Origin of the sequence: Hafnia paralvei (assembly GCF_020150375.1) — a bacterium.
GTDB classification, from domain to species: Bacteria; Pseudomonadota; Gammaproteobacteria; order Enterobacterales; family Enterobacteriaceae; genus Hafnia; species Hafnia paralvei.
Map to the genome: position 1 here is coordinate 4,655,401 of NZ_CP083737.1, position 16,830 is coordinate 4,672,230.

The window sequence follows — 16,830 nt, forward strand, 5'->3', positions numbered from 1 at the left end:
AACTTAAATCACTCGTGAAAACTGCTGCATTCTCGCTTGCTTACGTAGGTAGATATCAAAACACATACAGATATTACGGATCAGCAGGCGACCGCGAGGAGTGACTTCAATGCGGGTTGATGTAACGTCCACCAGCCCATCGTCAACCAGAGGCGCTAGCAGTTTTAAATCATCAGCGAAGTAATCAGCAAAGACGATCCCGTATTGTCTCTCTACGTGGGAATAGTCCAAACGGAAATTGCAGATAAGATTTTTAATCACATCACGGCGCAAGCAATCGTCTTCAGTCATGGAGATACCACGCCATAGCGCATGACCATGGTCTTGCACATCAGCGTAATACTCTTTTAGCACTTTGCGGTTCTGCGCATAACTATCCCCGATCATGCTTATCGCGGAAACGCCCAGCCCCAGCAGGTCGCTATCACCCTGCGTAGTGTAGCCTTGGAAATTGCGATGTAACTTGCCCTCTCGCTGCGCAATGGCTAGCTCATCGTTGGCATGAGCAAAGTGATCCATACCAATAAACTGATAACCGGAATCGGTGAGCATCGCGATAGTTTCTTGTAGGATGGATAGCTTACTGTCTGCTGACGGTAAGTCTTCATCTTTGATTTTGCGCTGGGCAGCAAACAGTTTCGGCATGTGCGCATAGTTAAATACGCTTAAGCGATCGGGGTTAAGCTCAGCCACTTTTTGTAGCGTGTAGCTAAAGCTTTCTGGCGTCTGTTTTGGTAAGCCATATATGAGGTCAATATTTGTCGATGTGAAACCAATCGCTTTAGCTCGGTTGATCAGATCGAAAATAAATTGCTCGTCCTGCTCACGGTTAACCAGCTTCTGAACTTCTTTATTGAAGTCCTGCACCCCCATACTCAGACGATTAAAACCCTCTTGGCGTAGGTGGTCGAGGACATCCAGCTCAATTTCTCGCGGATCAACCTCAATGGAAATCTCGGCATCCGGTAGAAAATCGAAAGCATCGCGCAACATGCGCATGAGGCGAGAAATCTGAGTTTTATCTAAATAGGTTGGAGTACCGCCGCCCCAATGCAGTTGAGAAACTTTACGACCAGCAAACATCGGCGCACGCTGGCTGATTTCTAATGCCAGTTTATCGAGATATTCATCTGCTTTGTGTGTTTGGCGGGTAACGATTTTATTACAGCCACAGAAGTAACACAGCTTATGGCAAAAAGGGATATGAACGTAAAGCGAGAGCGCACGTTCAGGATAACGAGCTACAGCATGAGCAAACTCAGCCTCAGTAAAGCTTTCGCTGAATTCTAATGCTGTAGGATATGAGGTATAACGCGGCCCAGAATAGTTATATTTTTGAATCAGGGCCAGATCCCAGACTATCGCCTGTTCCGACATGCTTACTCCTTCCGATGATTTCGCCTGCCAGACCGGTGACGAGGAAGTCGTGAAAACTGGCGGGTCATGGCAGCTTGCCGCCAGCGTTGTTTACGCCGCGACAGCCACCATAGTTTACCTAATAACCACAACAGATAACACGTAAGCAGTAAGGCTATTATCAGTATTAGCCACATTGGCGATTAAAATACGTCTTTCGGGTTACCGCGCTTGAGCAGTTTAACGATGTCTTCTTTCGGCTCTTCTTCATCGACTTCATCATCTTCGTCGCCAAGCTCGATGCCTAATTCTTCCATCAGCTCATCAATGCGATCCAGCATGTTGTCGACGTAGGTCTGCTCTTCTTTATTCAGCTCTTCGCCATCATCCAAGCGGATCAGAAGCGCGTCCAAACGCGGATCGTTTTCTAACTGGGTCAGCTCTTCTTCTGGTGAAAGCCGTTTTTTCACTTCGGGCTTAGGTGCTTTTGCCTTTGGCTTTTTCACTTCAGTAGCTACCAGCGGCACTGGTACTTTGCTACCAATACGCGGATCGATAGCCTTTGCAGAATCAGTGGTCTTCTTGTTTGCAGTTTCAGGATTTGCACGACCACCAGATTTATTACCGCGGTGCTTCTTCTGGCGCTTGCGCGCGCGGGCTTCCAGATCAAGCTCAACACGGGTTTTTCTTTTTTGTTTTGGCGCTGAAGTTTTAGCTTTCGGCGTTTTATTGGCAGGACTCATTAGCGTGTACTCACAGAGAGATAAATCGAGTAGAGAAATATTAGCGAGCTCAGGTTAACTCCTGAAACGCCGGTCTCCGACACCCGAAAAACAGGCGTTTAAACTGGGGGGCGGACAGTGCGCACACCCTACCAGAAAGCACGCAAAGAAAAAAGGCGACAGCCTAAACTGTCGCCTTAATTCTAGCCTTCAAATGAAGGATATTCACGCATCTCAATCCCTGAATGCACTCAACGTCCCGGTTTTTCCCTTTGCCGTTTTGCTCCTTGCACCCTCTTCCTGAGGCTCTTGTCCTTATTGCGCCAATCCTAGCGCTAAACTCTTCCTGAGTTGGTGTGATCCATTCAGATATATATCCTATATATCTTCGCTAAATCCTTTAGCGTGAATCCTTTCGCTCACTACGCACCCCTGCGCTCCCTGAGATTCGTCTTCCTGACGAAGTTTTCCGTACCGCCATCCTTTGCGTTGATAGATACTTTAAAGAAATGGCTGCTCTAAACAAGGGACTACAGCCCAAGTTACAGCGTGAGCAAGATCACGTAATTTTGTAATCATATGATTCTATTAATTTAATAAATTCAGTCTCATAACTGAAAACGTCATTGCCCGAAAGATAAATAGCCAATGTCTCACAAGGCTGTAAGCCTCGAGCTTACATCAGATAAACAGCGGTTTTATGCGCTCTTTGCGGCTGTTGCAGTTATAATCCCCACCAGATACCGCCATGTTTTAATGGAGACGAACGTTTTGAACCGTAAAACTTATAATTATCATGTGACTCACTTCGTCACCAGTGCCCCTGATATTCGCGCATTACCTGCTGATATTGGCATCGAAGTAGCATTTGCTGGCCGCTCTAACGCAGGCAAATCCAGTGCTCTGAATACGCTAACTAACCAAAAAGGCTTGGCACGTACCAGTAAAACACCTGGTCGTACTCAGTTGATCAACTTGTTTGAAGTCACCGACGGTGTACGCCTCGTTGACTTACCGGGTTATGGTTATGCCGAAGTGCCGGAAGAAATGAAGCGTAAATGGCAGAAAGCGTTGGGTGAATACCTGCAAAAACGTAATTGCCTGAAGGGATTAGTGGTTTTGATGGATATCCGCCATCCGCTGAAAGATCTCGATCAGCAGATGATTCAATGGGCCGTTGACGTTAACCTGCCAGTCATGTTGCTGCTAACCAAGGCCGATAAATTGGCGTCTGGCGCACGTAAAGCCCAATTGAATATGGTGCGTGAAGCCGTACTACCATTTATGGGCGATATTCAGGTTGAAACATTCTCTTCCCTGAAAAAATTTGGGGTAGATAAATTGAGTGAAAAACTGAATACATGGTTTAGCGAGATCGAACCAGAAACGCTGTCTGAAGAAGAGGAAGAAAGCGGAGAATAACGGCTAGATTCCAGATAAATAGGGTCGCTCTGGCTAATGCTGATCGTTTAAGAGATCGAGATACACGGGGCTAGTACACCGCGGGGCGCTCCGGCAGCTAAAGCTGCTACGACCCCATCGGTGTACTTCCCCTAAAATCGCGCTTAAGTGACCGGCATTAGTCGCTCTGGCGGCCCTTTTTTGTTTAGACAAAAAAAAACGCCCCAGTCATAAAAGACTGGGGCGGCTAATATTCAGCCAAATCCGATTACGTGAAGTAAAAGGTCTGAAAGATAGAACATCTTACCTCTGTACCCTACGTCTGTAACTCTACAACATTTTAAGGCAGGGTAAAACCTTTTTTGTAGCTTACTTACACAAATGCGTTCAATTTAGCGGCATATTCTTGGTTTTAAGCGCTGTTTTATGTAGTTAAATTACATAAATAGCTTAATTAACCATCATCTAGTGAGCTTGATCCCAATTTTCCCCCGTACCGACATCCACTTTCAGCGGAACCGCCAATTCTAGGCTTTGTTCCATCAATTCGCGGACTTTTTCTACGGTTTGCTCAATCACGGATTCATGCACTTCAAACACCAATTCATCGTGCACCTGCATAATCATGCGGACCAATGGCTCTTTTTGCTGCAGCAGCCATGCATCAACAGAAATCATGGCGCGCTTGATGATATCGGCTGCAGTTCCCTGCATAGGAGCATTGATTGCTGCCCGCTCAGCTCCCTTACGGCGCATACCGTTGCGAGAATGGATCTCTGGTAGATAGAGACGGCGACCGTCTAGCGTCTCAACATAGCCCTGCTCAGCGGCCTGCTGACGGGTACGCTCCATATACTCAAGCACACCAGGATAGCGTTCAAAATAGAGATCCATATAGCGCTGTGCTTCACCACGTGCAATATTCAACTGGCGAGCTAAACCAAATGCGCTCATGCCGTAAATTAGACCAAAGTTGATAGCTTTTGCGCTACGGCGCTGTTCACTCGTCACATCTTCTAATTTCAGCCCAAACACCTCTGCCGCCGTTGCGCGGTGAATATCTTTACCAGCAGCAAACGCAGTCAGTAGACCTTTATCACCAGACAAATGAGCCATGATGCGGAGTTCAATCTGTGAATAGTCGGCGGCGACAATCTTATAGCCTTGCGGTGCAATAAAGGCCTGACGGATCCTTCGACCTTCGTCGTTACGCACAGGGATATTTTGCAGGTTTGGATCGCTAGATGAGAGGCGTCCTGTCGCAGTAACCGCCTGATGATAGGAGGTATGCACACGCCCAGTAGCAGGGTTAATCATCTGCGGAAGTTTATCGGTATAGGTGCTCTTTAGCTTGGCTAAACCACGATGTTCCAAAATGATGGTTGGCAGTTCAAAACCTTGTTCCGACAGCTCAGCTAACACTTCTTCGTTGGTCGAGGGTGCGCCGCCCGGTGTTTTCTTCACAACTGGCAGTTTCTGTTTTTCAAACAGAATAGCTTGTAGCTGTTTTGGAGAAGAGAGATTAAACGGCTCACCCGCGGCTTCATGCGCCTTTTTCTCAAGCTCATCTAAACGAATAGCTAACTCTTGCGAGTGCTTACCCAGAATATTGCTATCGATCAGCACCCCAGTACGTTCCATACGGGAAAGCACAGGAACCAACGGCATATCAATATCGGTGAAGACTTTCTTCAGACCGGCTTCTTTTTCCAACTGTGGCCAAAGTTTGAGATGCAGCTGCAATGTAACATCGGCATCTTCGGCTGCGTAAGGTGCGGCCTGTTCCAAAGCGATTTGATTAAACGTGAGCTGAGATTTCCCCTTACCCGCAATTTCTTCAAATGTGATCGTTTTATGATTCAGATGACGCTCAGCTAAGCTATCCATATCATGGCGGCCAGCGACGCTATCGAGATCGTAAGATTCAAGCATAGTGTCAAAGGCAATCCCCTGAAGCTCAATACCATAGCGAGCCATCACTCCCTGATCGTACTTGAGGTTCTGCCCCACCTTCAGCAAGTTAGCATCTTCCAGCACGGGTTTTAGCTTAGCTAATACATCGTCACGATCCAGTTGATCGGGTGCATCCAAATAATCATGACCAACCGGAATATATGCCGCTACGCCTGGCGCAGTGGCAAATGACAGACCAACCAGATTGGTAGTCAATACATCCAGAGAGTCTGTCTCTGTATCGAAGGCAAAAATCTTGGCCGCTTTCAAACTGGCGATGAGGCTATCAAGCGCTGCATCATCCAGAACAGTGAGGTAGTTTTCTTGCGACAGAATCGCCGTAGTTTCTTCAACGGCGGTAACCGCGGTTTCAGTATCATCTTTTGCCGATTTTCGCGCCGCCGGCGCTTTTTTCTCACCGCTTAACCAAGAGCCGGTTTCAGCATCTTCGAGCCAACGTTTAAATTCATACCGACTAAACAACTCATGCAGCTGAGCTGTATCCATGGGTTTAAGCTTGAGATCATCACAGGTAACGTCTAGCTCAACGTCGGTCTTAATCGTCGCCAACAGGTATGAGAGATCGGCCTGATCTTTATTCAATTCAAGTTTGGCACCCATGGTTTTAGCACCACGGAAACTCAGCGTCGCGACTTTATCCAGATCGCTGTAGATCTGTTTTAGGCTACCAATTCCCTGCAACAATGCCTGAGCCGTTTTTTCACCGACTCCAGGCACACCTGGAATGTTATCCGAGGAGTCGCCCATCAGCGCGAGGAAATCAATGATCAACTCTGGCGGTACGCCATATTTATCGCATACTTCCTGAGGCCCCAGAATCGTATTATTCATGGTATTGATCAGCGTAATATTCGGCGTAACCAACTGAGCCATATCTTTATCGCCGGTACTGATCAGTACATGGCGACCTGCTTTTTCAGCAGCCTGCGCCAGCGTTCCGATGACGTCATCGGCTTCAACGCCCGATACAGCCAGCAGCGGCAATCCCACCGCTTGTACCATCTTATGTAGCGGTTCTATTTGCTCGCGTAAATCGTCCGGCATTGGCGGGCGATGAGACTTATATTCAGCAAACAGCTCATCACGGAAAGTCTTTCCTTTGGCGTCAAATACCACGGCTACGTGGCTAGGTTGATATTGCAGCATCAGGCTGCGCAGCATGTTCAACACGCCATACATTGCCCCTGTAGGCTCACCCGCACGATTAGTTAGTGGAGGAAAAGCGTGGTATGCGCGATACAGGTATGAAGATCCATCAACTAGGATCAGAGGGTTTTCAGGTATTTCGGCCATAGTATGTCTTTATCGTGATGGTGGACTTAGAGGTAAGGATGCCATACCTCGAGACAAGAGACGAATTTTAGCGGGAGATTTGATGAGGAATGCGATCAAGTATTCAGATCTTGTTGATCAAATTGTGGATAAGTTTGTGAACAAAAGATCATAAATTTAATAACGCGGGTTCTCACTGAGAACTTAGTAGTAATTTTATTAGTAATTTAAATGAGTTATATACAAAAACACATATGTGTGTATAAAAGCATCAAGCAACTAATGATGTGGATAATATTTCAATCACTTACCAAAAATTTTGTATACCTGCATGCAACCTCATACAGATTAGCCTAAATTATCAACAACGCCACTGCTTTGCAGCTTATCTGTCATATATTTTTAGAATTGCTGTCGTTCAATGACCCTTCTGATAAAATCGTACTTTAACAACTCGATTGCGATTGCGCGAACAAGCTAATGCCTACGTTAATTACCTTGGTCCTATCCCCTATCATATTTGTGTTATCCACGGTGTTAACGGTAATGGTAACGATTTTATGTTCTGTGCCGATTACGCTTGCCGGGGTCCTTAAGCTACTGCTCCCCATCCCTATCGTTTGGCGCTATATCGCAAGCTTCGCCGACTTCATGATGTGGTGCTGGTGTGAGGGGTTATCCATTCTGATGAAGCTTAATTACGGCCTGAATTGGGAAGTTTACGGCCTAGAAGACCTAAGCAAAGAGAACTGGTATTTAGTTATCAGTAACCACAAAAGCTGGACAGATATCGTCGTTCTTTGCGTTTTGTTACGCAATCATATTCCAATGAATAAGTATTTTCTAAAGCAACAACTCGCTTGGATTCCGTTCGTTGGCTTGGCATGTTGGGCATTAGATATGCCATTTATGAAACGCTATTCTCGAAGTCATTTGCTAAAGCACCCTGAACTGCGCGGGAAAGATATTGAAGCCACTCGCCGTTCCTGTGAGAAATTCCGCATACGCCCTACGACCATTGTTAACTTCGTTGAAGGTACTCGGAGCACTAAAGAAAAACGCATAAAATCACACTCTCCTTATCGCAACTTACTTCCTCCCAAAGCCGCTGGAATTGCATTCACTTTGAACGCATTAGGCCAGCAATTTGATCGTGTATTAAATGTCACGCTACTGTACCCAGACAATAACCGTAGTCCTTTTCTCGATTTACTTTGTGGAAGAATGAAACGAATTGTTGTACATGTGGAAACCCTATCAGTGAGCTCCGAAATGCATGGAGACTACTTTAACGATAAGGTTTTCAAAAGAAAGTTCCAGCTATGGCTGAACAATCTGTGGCAGCAAAAAGATCAGCTTATCGATCATTTGAAAAAAGTTTATGCCTCGCCGAGTAAATAAAAAACCGGGCTTTAGCCCGGTTTTTTATGAGACGGAAATGGATTATTTCTGTTTCAGCAGGAAGTTGACTACGTTAGAGAACTGCTGAACGTAGGAGTCCATTGAGCTGGTATCCAAACCATCATTTTTGACCATATATTTGCCGTTAACGAAGATTGCAGGAACACCACGCAATTGAAGATCTTCAGCAGCTTTCTCTTGCTGAACAACCAGAGATTTCACGACAAAGCTGTTCAAGGCACCATCATAGTCTGCTGCACTGACACCCGCTTTAATAAAGACGTTGCGGATATCTTCTGGGCTCTGAACGCTCTGAGTTTTCTGCACGGCCTCAAACATTGGCTGAGTAATTTTATCCTCAACACCTAACGCCATCGCAACAGCCCAAGCCTGAGTCAGTTGTTTACCCAACGGCCCCAAGAACTCAACATGGTATTTGGTCATCTTGACGCCTTCAGGCAGACCTTTACGCACTGCATCAGAAACGTGGTAAACCTCTTCGAACTCATAGCAGTGTGGACAGTAGAAAGAGAAAAACTCTAATACCTGTGGTTCTCCAGTTATGCTTTTATCAAGCTTAACGTACTGATCGCCTTCAGAGAATTGAGCCGCAGAGGCACCAAATGCCATTGCGATCCCAACTAACGCCAACAAAATCTTTTTCATGCGAACTTCTCCATCGTCTTAAGTTTTTGATTTAATACATCGGCATTAGCTGCAACGGTGGTGCTCGTAACAGCTTAACCTGCTCCATAAAGGCTGATGTTTGCCTCAACCAGAAACTTTCATCAACCATCCACGGAAAACTCTTTGGAAAGGCAGGGTCTTGCCAGCGACGAGCAACCCATGCCAAATAATGCACCATACGCATCGCGCGTAACGGCTCAATAAGCTTTAACTGTTGAGTATCGAAATCAGCAAATTCTCCATATGCCTCAAGCAAAATATCCAACTGGATCAGCTGTTCTTGGCGCTCACCGTGCAACAACATCCAAAGATCCTGAACAACCGGACCGTTGCGCGCATCATCTAGATCGACAAATAATGGGCCATCACGCCATAGGATATTCCCTGGATGACAGTCACCATGCAAGCGTACGGGGGCCCAATCCGTCGTCCAATATTGCTCAACCTCAACAATCAACGAGTTTAACGCAGCCAGAAAGGCTGGCTTGAGTTTCGCTGGCAATAATGGTGTTCTTTCTAAAACGTCTCTTGGCTGATAAAGATATTCATCCAAGCCAATCGTTGGGCGCTCAGAAAAGAGCTGTTGTTTACCCACTTGGTGGATTCGAGCCATATAGCGCCCGACCCATTCAAGTTGATCGTCGTTGTCTATTTCATATTGCCGCCCCCCAACACTGGGAAACAGAGTAAACGCATATCCAGCAAAGTGATGAAGAGTTTGTCCATGCAGAGATAGGGGGGCCACAACAGGAATTTCAGCGTTGGCCAATTCGCGAGCAAAAACATGCTCTTCATCAATTTGGCCATCAGACCATCTCTCCGGACGATAAAATTTCACAACATAACGTTGTCGATCTTCGTCCATTAACTGAAAGACGCGGTTCTCATAGCTGTTAAGCTCTGTTAAACCTGAATCAATGCGAATTCCTGTACTCTCGATAGCATCAAGAATGAGATCGGGAGTAAGTGTTTGAAAACTGAAAGCTGGATTAGTCATAGTCAGGCCAAGACTCACGCAATAAACCGAGATAATAGCACTATCAAATCGACCTATTGCGCTGTTTGTGCACTATCGTGTCTGAAATTAATCCTTAATTACGCCTCTAGCGCGCAGGATGGCGGTTTTGAAGTCTTCTTCATAGTCTTTCTTCAAACCGGGAATAGCCTCTGTACTTGAGCTATTACGCATCTTAAGGTGATAAATAAGGATATCGTCGGTCAGCTCACCTAAATTACCTTTAAATCCGGCCTCATCGGCCAACTTCTGCAAAAACTGCACCAAATTCAAATCAGGCTCTTGCTGCCAAGCTGGATGGATTAATTCAATTAGTTCATTAACGCGATGGCATTTCATTTTATTTCTCCCTGATGCTTAATGGGCTGACAAATTATCAGGCTTAATTTACCAAAGATAGTCCTAGCTCGTATAACATTCACTTTTTACAAACTATTACACGCATGGGAAAGTGCTGCATCCCCGCGTTACAATACAGTATATAAGTAACAAAAGGAGGCCCACATGCATGATATTGAAGGCGTAATACTGGCAGGAGGAAGAGCCTCTCGAATGGGTGGAGATGATAAAGGGCTAGTCATGCTTAACGGGAAGCCCCTTTATCAATATGTCTTAGAAACACTTAAGCCCCAAGTCAAAACACTCTCAATCAGCGCAAATCGTAATTTACCCATCTATCAGCAATCGGGGCTAAAGGTTTTCACTGATACGCTCAGAGACTATCCTGGCCCGTTAGCAGGGATGCTAAGTGGTTTGCAGCAAAGCAAGCATGAATGGGTTATGTTTGCGCCCTGTGATGTCCCCTTTATCCCATCAGATATAGTGCAATATCTTTGGATGCAAAGAGATGGTCATAAGGCCGCATATATACATGATGGCAATAGAGCTCATCCAACTATCGCATTATTAAGTCGCGAACTTATTTCGCCATTGATGAAATATCTTGAGCAAGGTGAACGCAAATTAATGATATTTTTAGAACAATGTAATGCACAGCAGGTTATCTACCTTGCTCAAGATTGCTTTATTAATTTTAATACTCATGAAGAATGTCAGCGTTGTGAGCAGAAGCTAAAGGAACAAGAATGAAAACTCAAATACCTTTACTTGGAATCGCTGCCTATAGCGGAACAGGAAAGACCACGCTTTTAAAGAAGTTGATACCACAGCTGAATGCTAGAGGGATCAGGATAGCGCTAATTAAGCATACCCACCATGATATGGATGTGGATACACCAGGAAAAGACAGTTACGAATTGCGTAAGGCCGGAGCAGAACAAACGTTAGTGGCAAGCGATAAGCGTTGGGCGCTAATGACTGAAACGCCTGAGCAAAAGCCTCTAGACCTGCAATTTCTTGCATCAAAGATCGATCCTGAGCGCTGTGATTTAATTTTAGTTGAGGGCTTCAAGCATGAAGCAATCTCTAAGATTGCACTCTACCGTGCATCAGTAGGAAAGCCATTTACAGGCATCATTGATAAGCATGTGCTGGTGTTAGCAAGTGATGGGCATGTTGATTGTGATATTCCGCAATTAGATATTAATAAGACCGAGAAAATTGCAGATTTTATCGAACAGTGGCTAAAACAACTGAAGCCATGAAGAAGAAAAATTCGCCGCGTCAGCGGCGATTCTTTTTAGATTTTCTTTTTTCCAATAGCAAAAAGGCCCCATGCTTTCGCATGAGGCCTTTTCGTTTATTTGATGCCTGGCAGTTCCCTACTCTCGCATGGGGAGACCCCACACTACCATCGGCGCTACGGCGTTTCACTTCTGAGTTCGGCATGGGGTCAGGTGGGACCACCGCGCTATCGCCGCCAGGCAAATTCTGTTAATCAACCCGCTACGTATATCGCTATACCCAGCCAGTTAATCCAATCTTTGAACAAGCTTACTCTTCGTCTTAGTCTCTCAACCAAAACATCTTCGGTGTTGTAAGGTTAAGCCTCACGGATCATTAGTACTGGTTAGCTCAACGTATCGCTACGCTTACACACCCAGCCTATCAACGTCTTAGTCTTAAACGTTCCTTTAGGAGACTCAAGGTCTCAGGGAAGACTCATCTCGAGGCAAGTTTCGCGCTTAGATGCTTTCAGCGCTTATCTTTTCCGCATTTAGCTACCGGGCAATGCCATTGGCATGACAACCCGAACACCAGTGATGCGTCCACTCCGGTCCTCTCGTACTAGGAGCAGCCCCTCTCAATCTTCCAACGCCCACGGCAGATAGGGACCGAACTGTCTCACGACGTTCTAAACCCAGCTCGCGTACCACTTTAAATGGCGAACAGCCATACCCTTGGGACCTACTTCAGCCCCAGGATGTGATGAGCCGACATCGAGGTGCCAAACACCGCCGTCGATATGAACTCTTGGGCGGTATCAGCCTGTTATCCCCGGAGTACCTTTTATCCGTTGAGCGATGGCCCTTCCATTCAGAACCACCGGATCACTATGACCTACTTTCGTACCTGCTCGAGCCGTCACTCTCGCAGTCAAGCTAGCTTATGCCATTGCACTAACCTCACGATGTCCGACCGTGATTAGCTAACCTTCGTGCTCCTCCGTTACTCTTTAGGAGGAGACCGCCCCAGTCAAACTACCCACCAGACACTGTCCTCAATCCCGATTAGGGACCGGAGTTAGAACATCAAACATTAAAGGGTGGTATTTCAAGGTTGGCTCCATGCAGACTGGCGTCCACACTTCAAAGCCTCCCACCTATCCTACACATCAAGGCTCAATGTTCAGTGTCAAGCTATAGTAAAGGTTCACGGGGTCTTTCCGTCTTGCCGCGGGTACACTGCATCTTCACAGCGAGTTCAATTTCACTGAGTCTCGGGTGGAGACAGCCTGGCCATCATTACGCCATTCGTGCAGGTCGGAACTTACCCGACAAGGAATTTCGCTACCTTAGGACCGTTATAGTTACGGCCGCCGTTTACTGGGGCTTCGATCAAGAGCTTCGCCTTGCGGCTGACCCCATCAATTAACCTTCCAGCACCGGGCAGGCGTCACACCGTATACGTCCACTTTCGTGTTTGCACAGTGCTGTGTTTTTATTAAACAGTTGCAGCCAGCTGGTATCTTCGACTGGCTTCAGCTCCATCCGCAAGGGACTTCACCTACGCGCCAGCGTGCCTTCTCCCGAAGTTACGGCACCATTTTGCCTAGTTCCTTCACCCGAGTTCTCTCAAGCGCCTTGGTATTCTCTACCTGACCACCTGTGTCGGTTTGGGGTACGATTCAATGTTACCTAGAGCTTAGAGGCTTTTCCTGGAAGCTTGGCATCAACTACTTCATCACCGTAGTGACTCGTCATCACGCCTCAGGGTTGATATGCGACCGGATTTACCAAGTCACACCCCCTACACGCTTAAACCGGGACAACCGTCGCCCGGATAGCCTAGCCTTCTCCGTCCCCCCTTCGCAGTAACACCGAGTACAGGAATATTAACCTGTTTCCCATCGACTACGCCTTTCGGCCTCGCCTTAGGGGTCGACTCACCCTGCCCCGATTAACGTTGGACAGGAACCCTTGGTCTTCCGGCGAGCGGGTTTTTCACCCGCTTTATCGTTACTTATGTCAGCATTCGCACTTCTGATACCTCCAGCAACCCTCACAGGCCACCTTCACAGGCTTACAGAACGCTCCCCTACCCAACAACACCTAAGTGTCGCTGCCGCAGCTTCGGTGCATAGTTTAGCCCCGTTACATCTTCCGCGCAGGCCGACTCGACCAGTGAGCTATTACGCTTTCTTTAAATGATGGCTGCTTCTAAGCCAACATCCTGGCTGTCTATGCCTTCCCACATCGTTTCCCACTTAACTATGACTTTGGGACCTTAGCTGGCGGTCTGGGTTGTTTCCCTCTTCACGACGGACGTTAGCACCCGCCGTGTGTCTCCCGTGATAACATTCTTCGGTATTCGTAGTTTGCATCGAGTTGGTAAGTCGGGATGACCCCCTAGTCGAAACAGTGCTCTACCCCCGAAGATGAGTTCACGAGGCGCTACCTAAATAGCTTTCGGGGAGAACCAGCTATCTCCCGGTTTGATTGGCCTTTCACCCCCAGCCACAAGTCATCCGCTAATTTTTCAACATTAGTCGGTTCGGTCCTCCAGTTAGTGTTACCCAACCTTCAACCTGCCCATGGCTAGATCACCGGGTTTCGGGTCTATACCTTGCAACTTGACGCCCAGTTAAGACTCGGTTTCCCTACGGCTCCCCTATTCGGTTAACCTTGCTACAAAATATAAGTCGCTGACCCATTATACAAAAGGTACGCAGTCACCCCATAAAAGAGGCTCCCACTGCTTGTACGTACACGGTTTCAGGTTCTATTTCACTCCCCTCGCCGGGGTTCTTTTCGCCTTTCCCTCACGGTACTGGTTCACTATCGGTCAGTCAGGAGTATTTAGCCTTGGAGGATGGTCCCCCCATATTCAGACAGGATGTCACGTGTCCCGCCCTACTCATCGAACTCACAGCATATGCATTTTCAAGTACGGGGCTATCACCCTGTATCGCCGGACTTTCCAGACCGTTCCTCTGACACATACGCTGATTAAGGTTCTGGGCTGCTCCCCGTTCGCTCGCCGCTACTAGGGGAATCTCGGTTGATTTCTTTTCCTCAGGGTACTTAGATGTTTCAGTTCCCCTGGTTCGCTTCGTTAAGCTATGTATTCACTTAACGATAGTGCAACGAATTGCACTGGGTTTCCCCATTCGGAAATCGTCGGTTATAACGCTTCATATCAGCTTACCGACGCTTATCGCAGATTAGCACGTCCTTCATCGCCTCTGACTGCCTAGGCATCCACCGTGTACGCTTAGTCACTTAACCTCACAACCCGAAGGTGTCTCTTGGTGAACGCGGTTACGAACCGGTTCAAGACAACATTCAAGATTGCAAAAAATTGAGAGACTGCTTAATGCTCGCTGTGTCAGTGTTTGACCGAAGTCATTCTCACAGCGGCTTAAGCTTTCAAATTTCAGCTTGTTCCAGATTGTTAAAGAGCAAAATACTTCGCAGCATACTGTTTCCAATACGCTCTGAAGTATGTTTTGAGACTGAACCTCTGTTGTATTCAACAAGAAGTAATGGTGGAGCTATGCGGGATCGAACCGCAGACCTCCTGCGTGCAAGGCAGGCGCTCTCCCAGCTGAGCTATAACCCCATACAGTCAACAGTTTACCTTTTGATACCAACTCGCTTAGCCGCGGAAAGATTCAACGTGAGTAGCGCAATGTGCAAACGCACATGAGCAACGCAACGATTGAAGATTTCAAGGATAAGTAGAGTTTGGTAGGCCTGAGTGGACTTGAACCACCGACCTCACCCTTATCAGGGGTGCGCTCTAACCACCTGAGCTACAAGCCTATAAAGGTATTCTGCTCGTTATTCTTCATCAGACAATCTGTGTGGACACTGCACTTAACGCTATCTTTAGGTAAGGAGGTGATCCAACCGCAGGTTCCCCTACGGTTACCTTGTTACGACTTCACCCCAGTCATGAATCACAAAGTGGTAAGCGCCCTCCCGAAGGTTAAGCTACCTACTTCTTTTGCAACCCACTCCCATGGTGTGACGGGCGGTGTGTACAAGGCCCGGGAACGTATTCACCGTAGCATTCTGATCTACGATTACTAGCGATTCCGACTTCATGGAGTCGAGTTGCAGACTCCAATCCGGACTACGACATACTTTATGAGGTCCGCTTGCTCTCGCGAGTTCGCTTCTCTTTGTATATGCCATTGTAGCACGTGTGTAGCCCTACTCGTAAGGGCCATGATGACTTGACGTCATCCCCACCTTCCTCCGGTTTATCACCGGCAGTCTCCTTTGAGTTCCCGACATTACTCGCTGGCAACAAAGGATAAGGGTTGCGCTCGTTGCGGGACTTAACCCAACATTTCACAACACGAGCTGACGACAGCCATGCAGCACCTGTCTCAGAGTTCCCGAAGGCACTAAGCTATCTCTAGCAAATTCTCTGGATGTCAAGAGTAGGTAAGGTTCTTCGCGTTGCATCGAATTAAACCACATGCTCCACCGCTTGTGCGGGCCCCCGTCAATTCATTTGAGTTTTAACCTTGCGGCCGTACTCCCCAGGCGGTCGACTTAACGCGTTAGCTCCGGAAGCCACGCCTCAAGGGCACAACCTCCAAGTCGACATCGTTTACAGCGTGGACTACCAGGGTATCTAATCCTGTTTGCTCCCCACGCTTTCGCACCTGAGCGTCAGTCTTTGTCCAGGGGGCCGCCTTCGCCACCGGTATTCCTCCAGATCTCTACGCATTTCACCGCTACACCTGGAATTCTACCCCCCTCTACAAGACTCTAGCTTGCCAGTTTCAAATGCAGTTCCCAAGTTAAGCTCGGGGATTTCACATCTGACTTAACAAACCGCCTGCGTGCGCTTTACGCCCAGTAATTCCGATTAACGCTTGCACCCTCCGTATTACCGCGGCTGCTGGCACGGAGTTAGCCGGTGCTTCTTCTGCGAGTAACGTCAATCACCAAGGTTATTAACCTTAATGCCTTCCTCCTCGCTGAAAGTACTTTACAACCCGAAGGCCTTCTTCATACACGCGGCATGGCTGCATCAGGCTTGCGCCCATTGTGCAATATTCCCCACTGCTGCCTCCCGTAGGAGTCTGGACCGTGTCTCAGTTCCAGTGTGGCTGGTCATCCTCTCAGACCAGCTAGAGATCGTCGCCTAGGTGAGCCATTACCCCACCTACTAGCTAATCCCATCTGGGCACATCTGATGGCGTGAGGCCCGAAGGTCCCCCACTTTGGTCCGAAGACGTCATGCGGTATTAGCTACCGTTTCCAGTAGTTATCCCCCTCCATCAGGCAGTTTCCCAGACATTACTCACCCGTCCGCCGCTCGTCACCCAGAGAGCAAGCTCTCTTGTGCTACCGCTCGACTTGCATGTGTTAGGCCTGCCGCCAGCGTTCAATCTGAGCCATGATCAAACTCTTCAATTAAAAG

Annotated in this window: 11 protein-coding genes, 2 tRNA genes and 3 rRNA genes; 4 read left to right on the forward strand and 12 right to left on the reverse strand. The window is 47.4% G+C overall.

Features of this window, described 5'->3' with window-relative positions:
- Window positions 1-3: 3 nt before the first annotated feature.
- Both hemN and yihI read right to left on the reverse strand, forming a co-directional pair.
- Window positions 4-1,377, reverse strand: coding sequence for an oxygen-independent coproporphyrinogen III oxidase (gene hemN, locus K9N75_RS21450; RefSeq protein ID WP_008815687.1), 1,374 nt, complete (start codon window positions 1,375-1,377; stop codon window positions 4-6).
- Between the two features lie 182 nt (window positions 1,378-1,559).
- The gene (gene yihI, locus K9N75_RS21455; protein ID WP_008815688.1) at window positions 1,560-2,099 is read right to left on the reverse strand and encodes a Der GTPase-activating protein YihI; all 540 of its coding nucleotides are present in this window, start codon (window positions 2,097-2,099) and stop codon (window positions 1,560-1,562) included.
- A gap of 750 nt (window positions 2,100-2,849) precedes the next feature.
- Between yihI and yihA the strand changes: the two genes are divergently transcribed.
- Window positions 2,850-3,500 (forward strand): ribosome biogenesis GTP-binding protein YihA/YsxC, encoded by a 651-nt coding sequence (gene yihA, locus K9N75_RS21460; RefSeq protein ID WP_008815689.1) that lies wholly within the window; start codon window positions 2,850-2,852, stop codon window positions 3,498-3,500.
- A gap of 233 nt (window positions 3,501-3,733) precedes the next feature.
- Here yihA and spfP read toward each other — a convergent pair whose 3' ends face one another.
- Both spfP and polA read right to left on the reverse strand, forming a co-directional pair.
- On the reverse strand, window positions 3,734-3,781 hold the full coding sequence (gene spfP / locus K9N75_RS22905) for a small protein SpfP (RefSeq protein ID WP_071892919.1): 48 nt from the start codon (window positions 3,779-3,781) through the stop codon (window positions 3,734-3,736).
- Between the two features lie 163 nt (window positions 3,782-3,944).
- Window positions 3,945-6,746, reverse strand: coding sequence for a DNA polymerase I (gene polA / locus K9N75_RS21465; RefSeq protein ID WP_130974511.1), 2,802 nt, complete (start codon window positions 6,744-6,746; stop codon window positions 3,945-3,947).
- A gap of 459 nt (window positions 6,747-7,205) precedes the next feature.
- Between polA and yihG the strand changes: the two genes are divergently transcribed.
- Window positions 7,206-8,126 carry a 1-acylglycerol-3-phosphate O-acyltransferase, YihG family gene (gene yihG / locus K9N75_RS21470; RefSeq protein ID WP_008815691.1) on the forward strand — a complete coding sequence of 307 codons (921 nt, stop codon included), beginning with the start codon at window positions 7,206-7,208 and terminating at the stop codon, window positions 8,124-8,126.
- 42 nt (window positions 8,127-8,168) lie between these two features.
- Here yihG and dsbA read toward each other — a convergent pair whose 3' ends face one another.
- The 3 genes from dsbA to K9N75_RS21485 all read right to left on the reverse strand — a co-directional run bounded on the left by dsbA (window position 8,169) and on the right by K9N75_RS21485 (window position 10,167).
- Window positions 8,169-8,792, reverse strand: coding sequence for a thiol:disulfide interchange protein DsbA (gene dsbA / locus K9N75_RS21475; protein ID WP_004090749.1), 624 nt, complete (start codon window positions 8,790-8,792; stop codon window positions 8,169-8,171).
- Window positions 8,793-8,823: 31 nt separating this feature from the next.
- Window positions 8,824-9,810 carry a serine/threonine protein kinase gene (locus tag K9N75_RS21480; RefSeq protein ID WP_020303539.1) on the reverse strand — a complete coding sequence of 329 codons (987 nt, stop codon included), beginning with the start codon at window positions 9,808-9,810 and terminating at the stop codon, window positions 8,824-8,826.
- An 87-nt stretch (window positions 9,811-9,897) separates the two neighbouring features.
- Window positions 9,898-10,167, reverse strand: coding sequence for a YihD family protein (locus K9N75_RS21485; protein WP_004090751.1), 270 nt, complete (start codon window positions 10,165-10,167; stop codon window positions 9,898-9,900).
- A gap of 165 nt (window positions 10,168-10,332) precedes the next feature.
- Here K9N75_RS21485 and mobA point away from each other — a divergent pair, with 165 nt between their 5' ends.
- Together mobA and mobB are read left to right on the forward strand one after the other, a co-directional pair.
- A complete protein-coding gene (mobA, locus tag K9N75_RS21490) occupies window positions 10,333-10,917 on the forward strand; it encodes a molybdenum cofactor guanylyltransferase MobA (protein WP_039186149.1) in 585 nt (194 codons plus the stop codon).
- Window positions 10,914-11,432: a molybdopterin-guanine dinucleotide biosynthesis protein MobB gene (gene mobB / locus K9N75_RS21495; RefSeq protein WP_008815694.1), complete on the forward strand. Its 519-nt coding sequence runs from the start codon at window positions 10,914-10,916 to the stop codon at window positions 11,430-11,432. The genes mobA and mobB overlap by 4 nt, the downstream gene beginning before the upstream one ends.
- Before the next feature lie 104 nt (window positions 11,433-11,536).
- On the opposite strand, the gene rrf is transcribed toward mobB, so the two are convergent.
- The 5 genes from rrf to K9N75_RS21520 form a co-directional block, all read right to left on the reverse strand.
- Window positions 11,537-11,652: ribosomal RNA gene (gene rrf / locus K9N75_RS21500) — 5S ribosomal RNA — on the reverse strand.
- 114 nt (window positions 11,653-11,766) lie between these two features.
- Window positions 11,767-14,675, reverse strand: a 23S ribosomal RNA gene (locus K9N75_RS21505).
- A 258-nt stretch (window positions 14,676-14,933) separates the two neighbouring features.
- Window positions 14,934-15,009, reverse strand: a tRNA-Ala gene (locus K9N75_RS21510).
- A gap of 126 nt (window positions 15,010-15,135) precedes the next feature.
- A tRNA-Ile gene (locus K9N75_RS21515) sits at window positions 15,136-15,212 on the reverse strand.
- Window positions 15,213-15,283: 71 nt separating this feature from the next.
- Window positions 15,284-16,826 (reverse strand): 16S ribosomal RNA (locus K9N75_RS21520).
- The 16S, 23S and 5S rRNA genes sit together here with 2 tRNA genes alongside, the layout of an rRNA operon.
- Window positions 16,827-16,830: the final 4 nt, after the last annotated feature.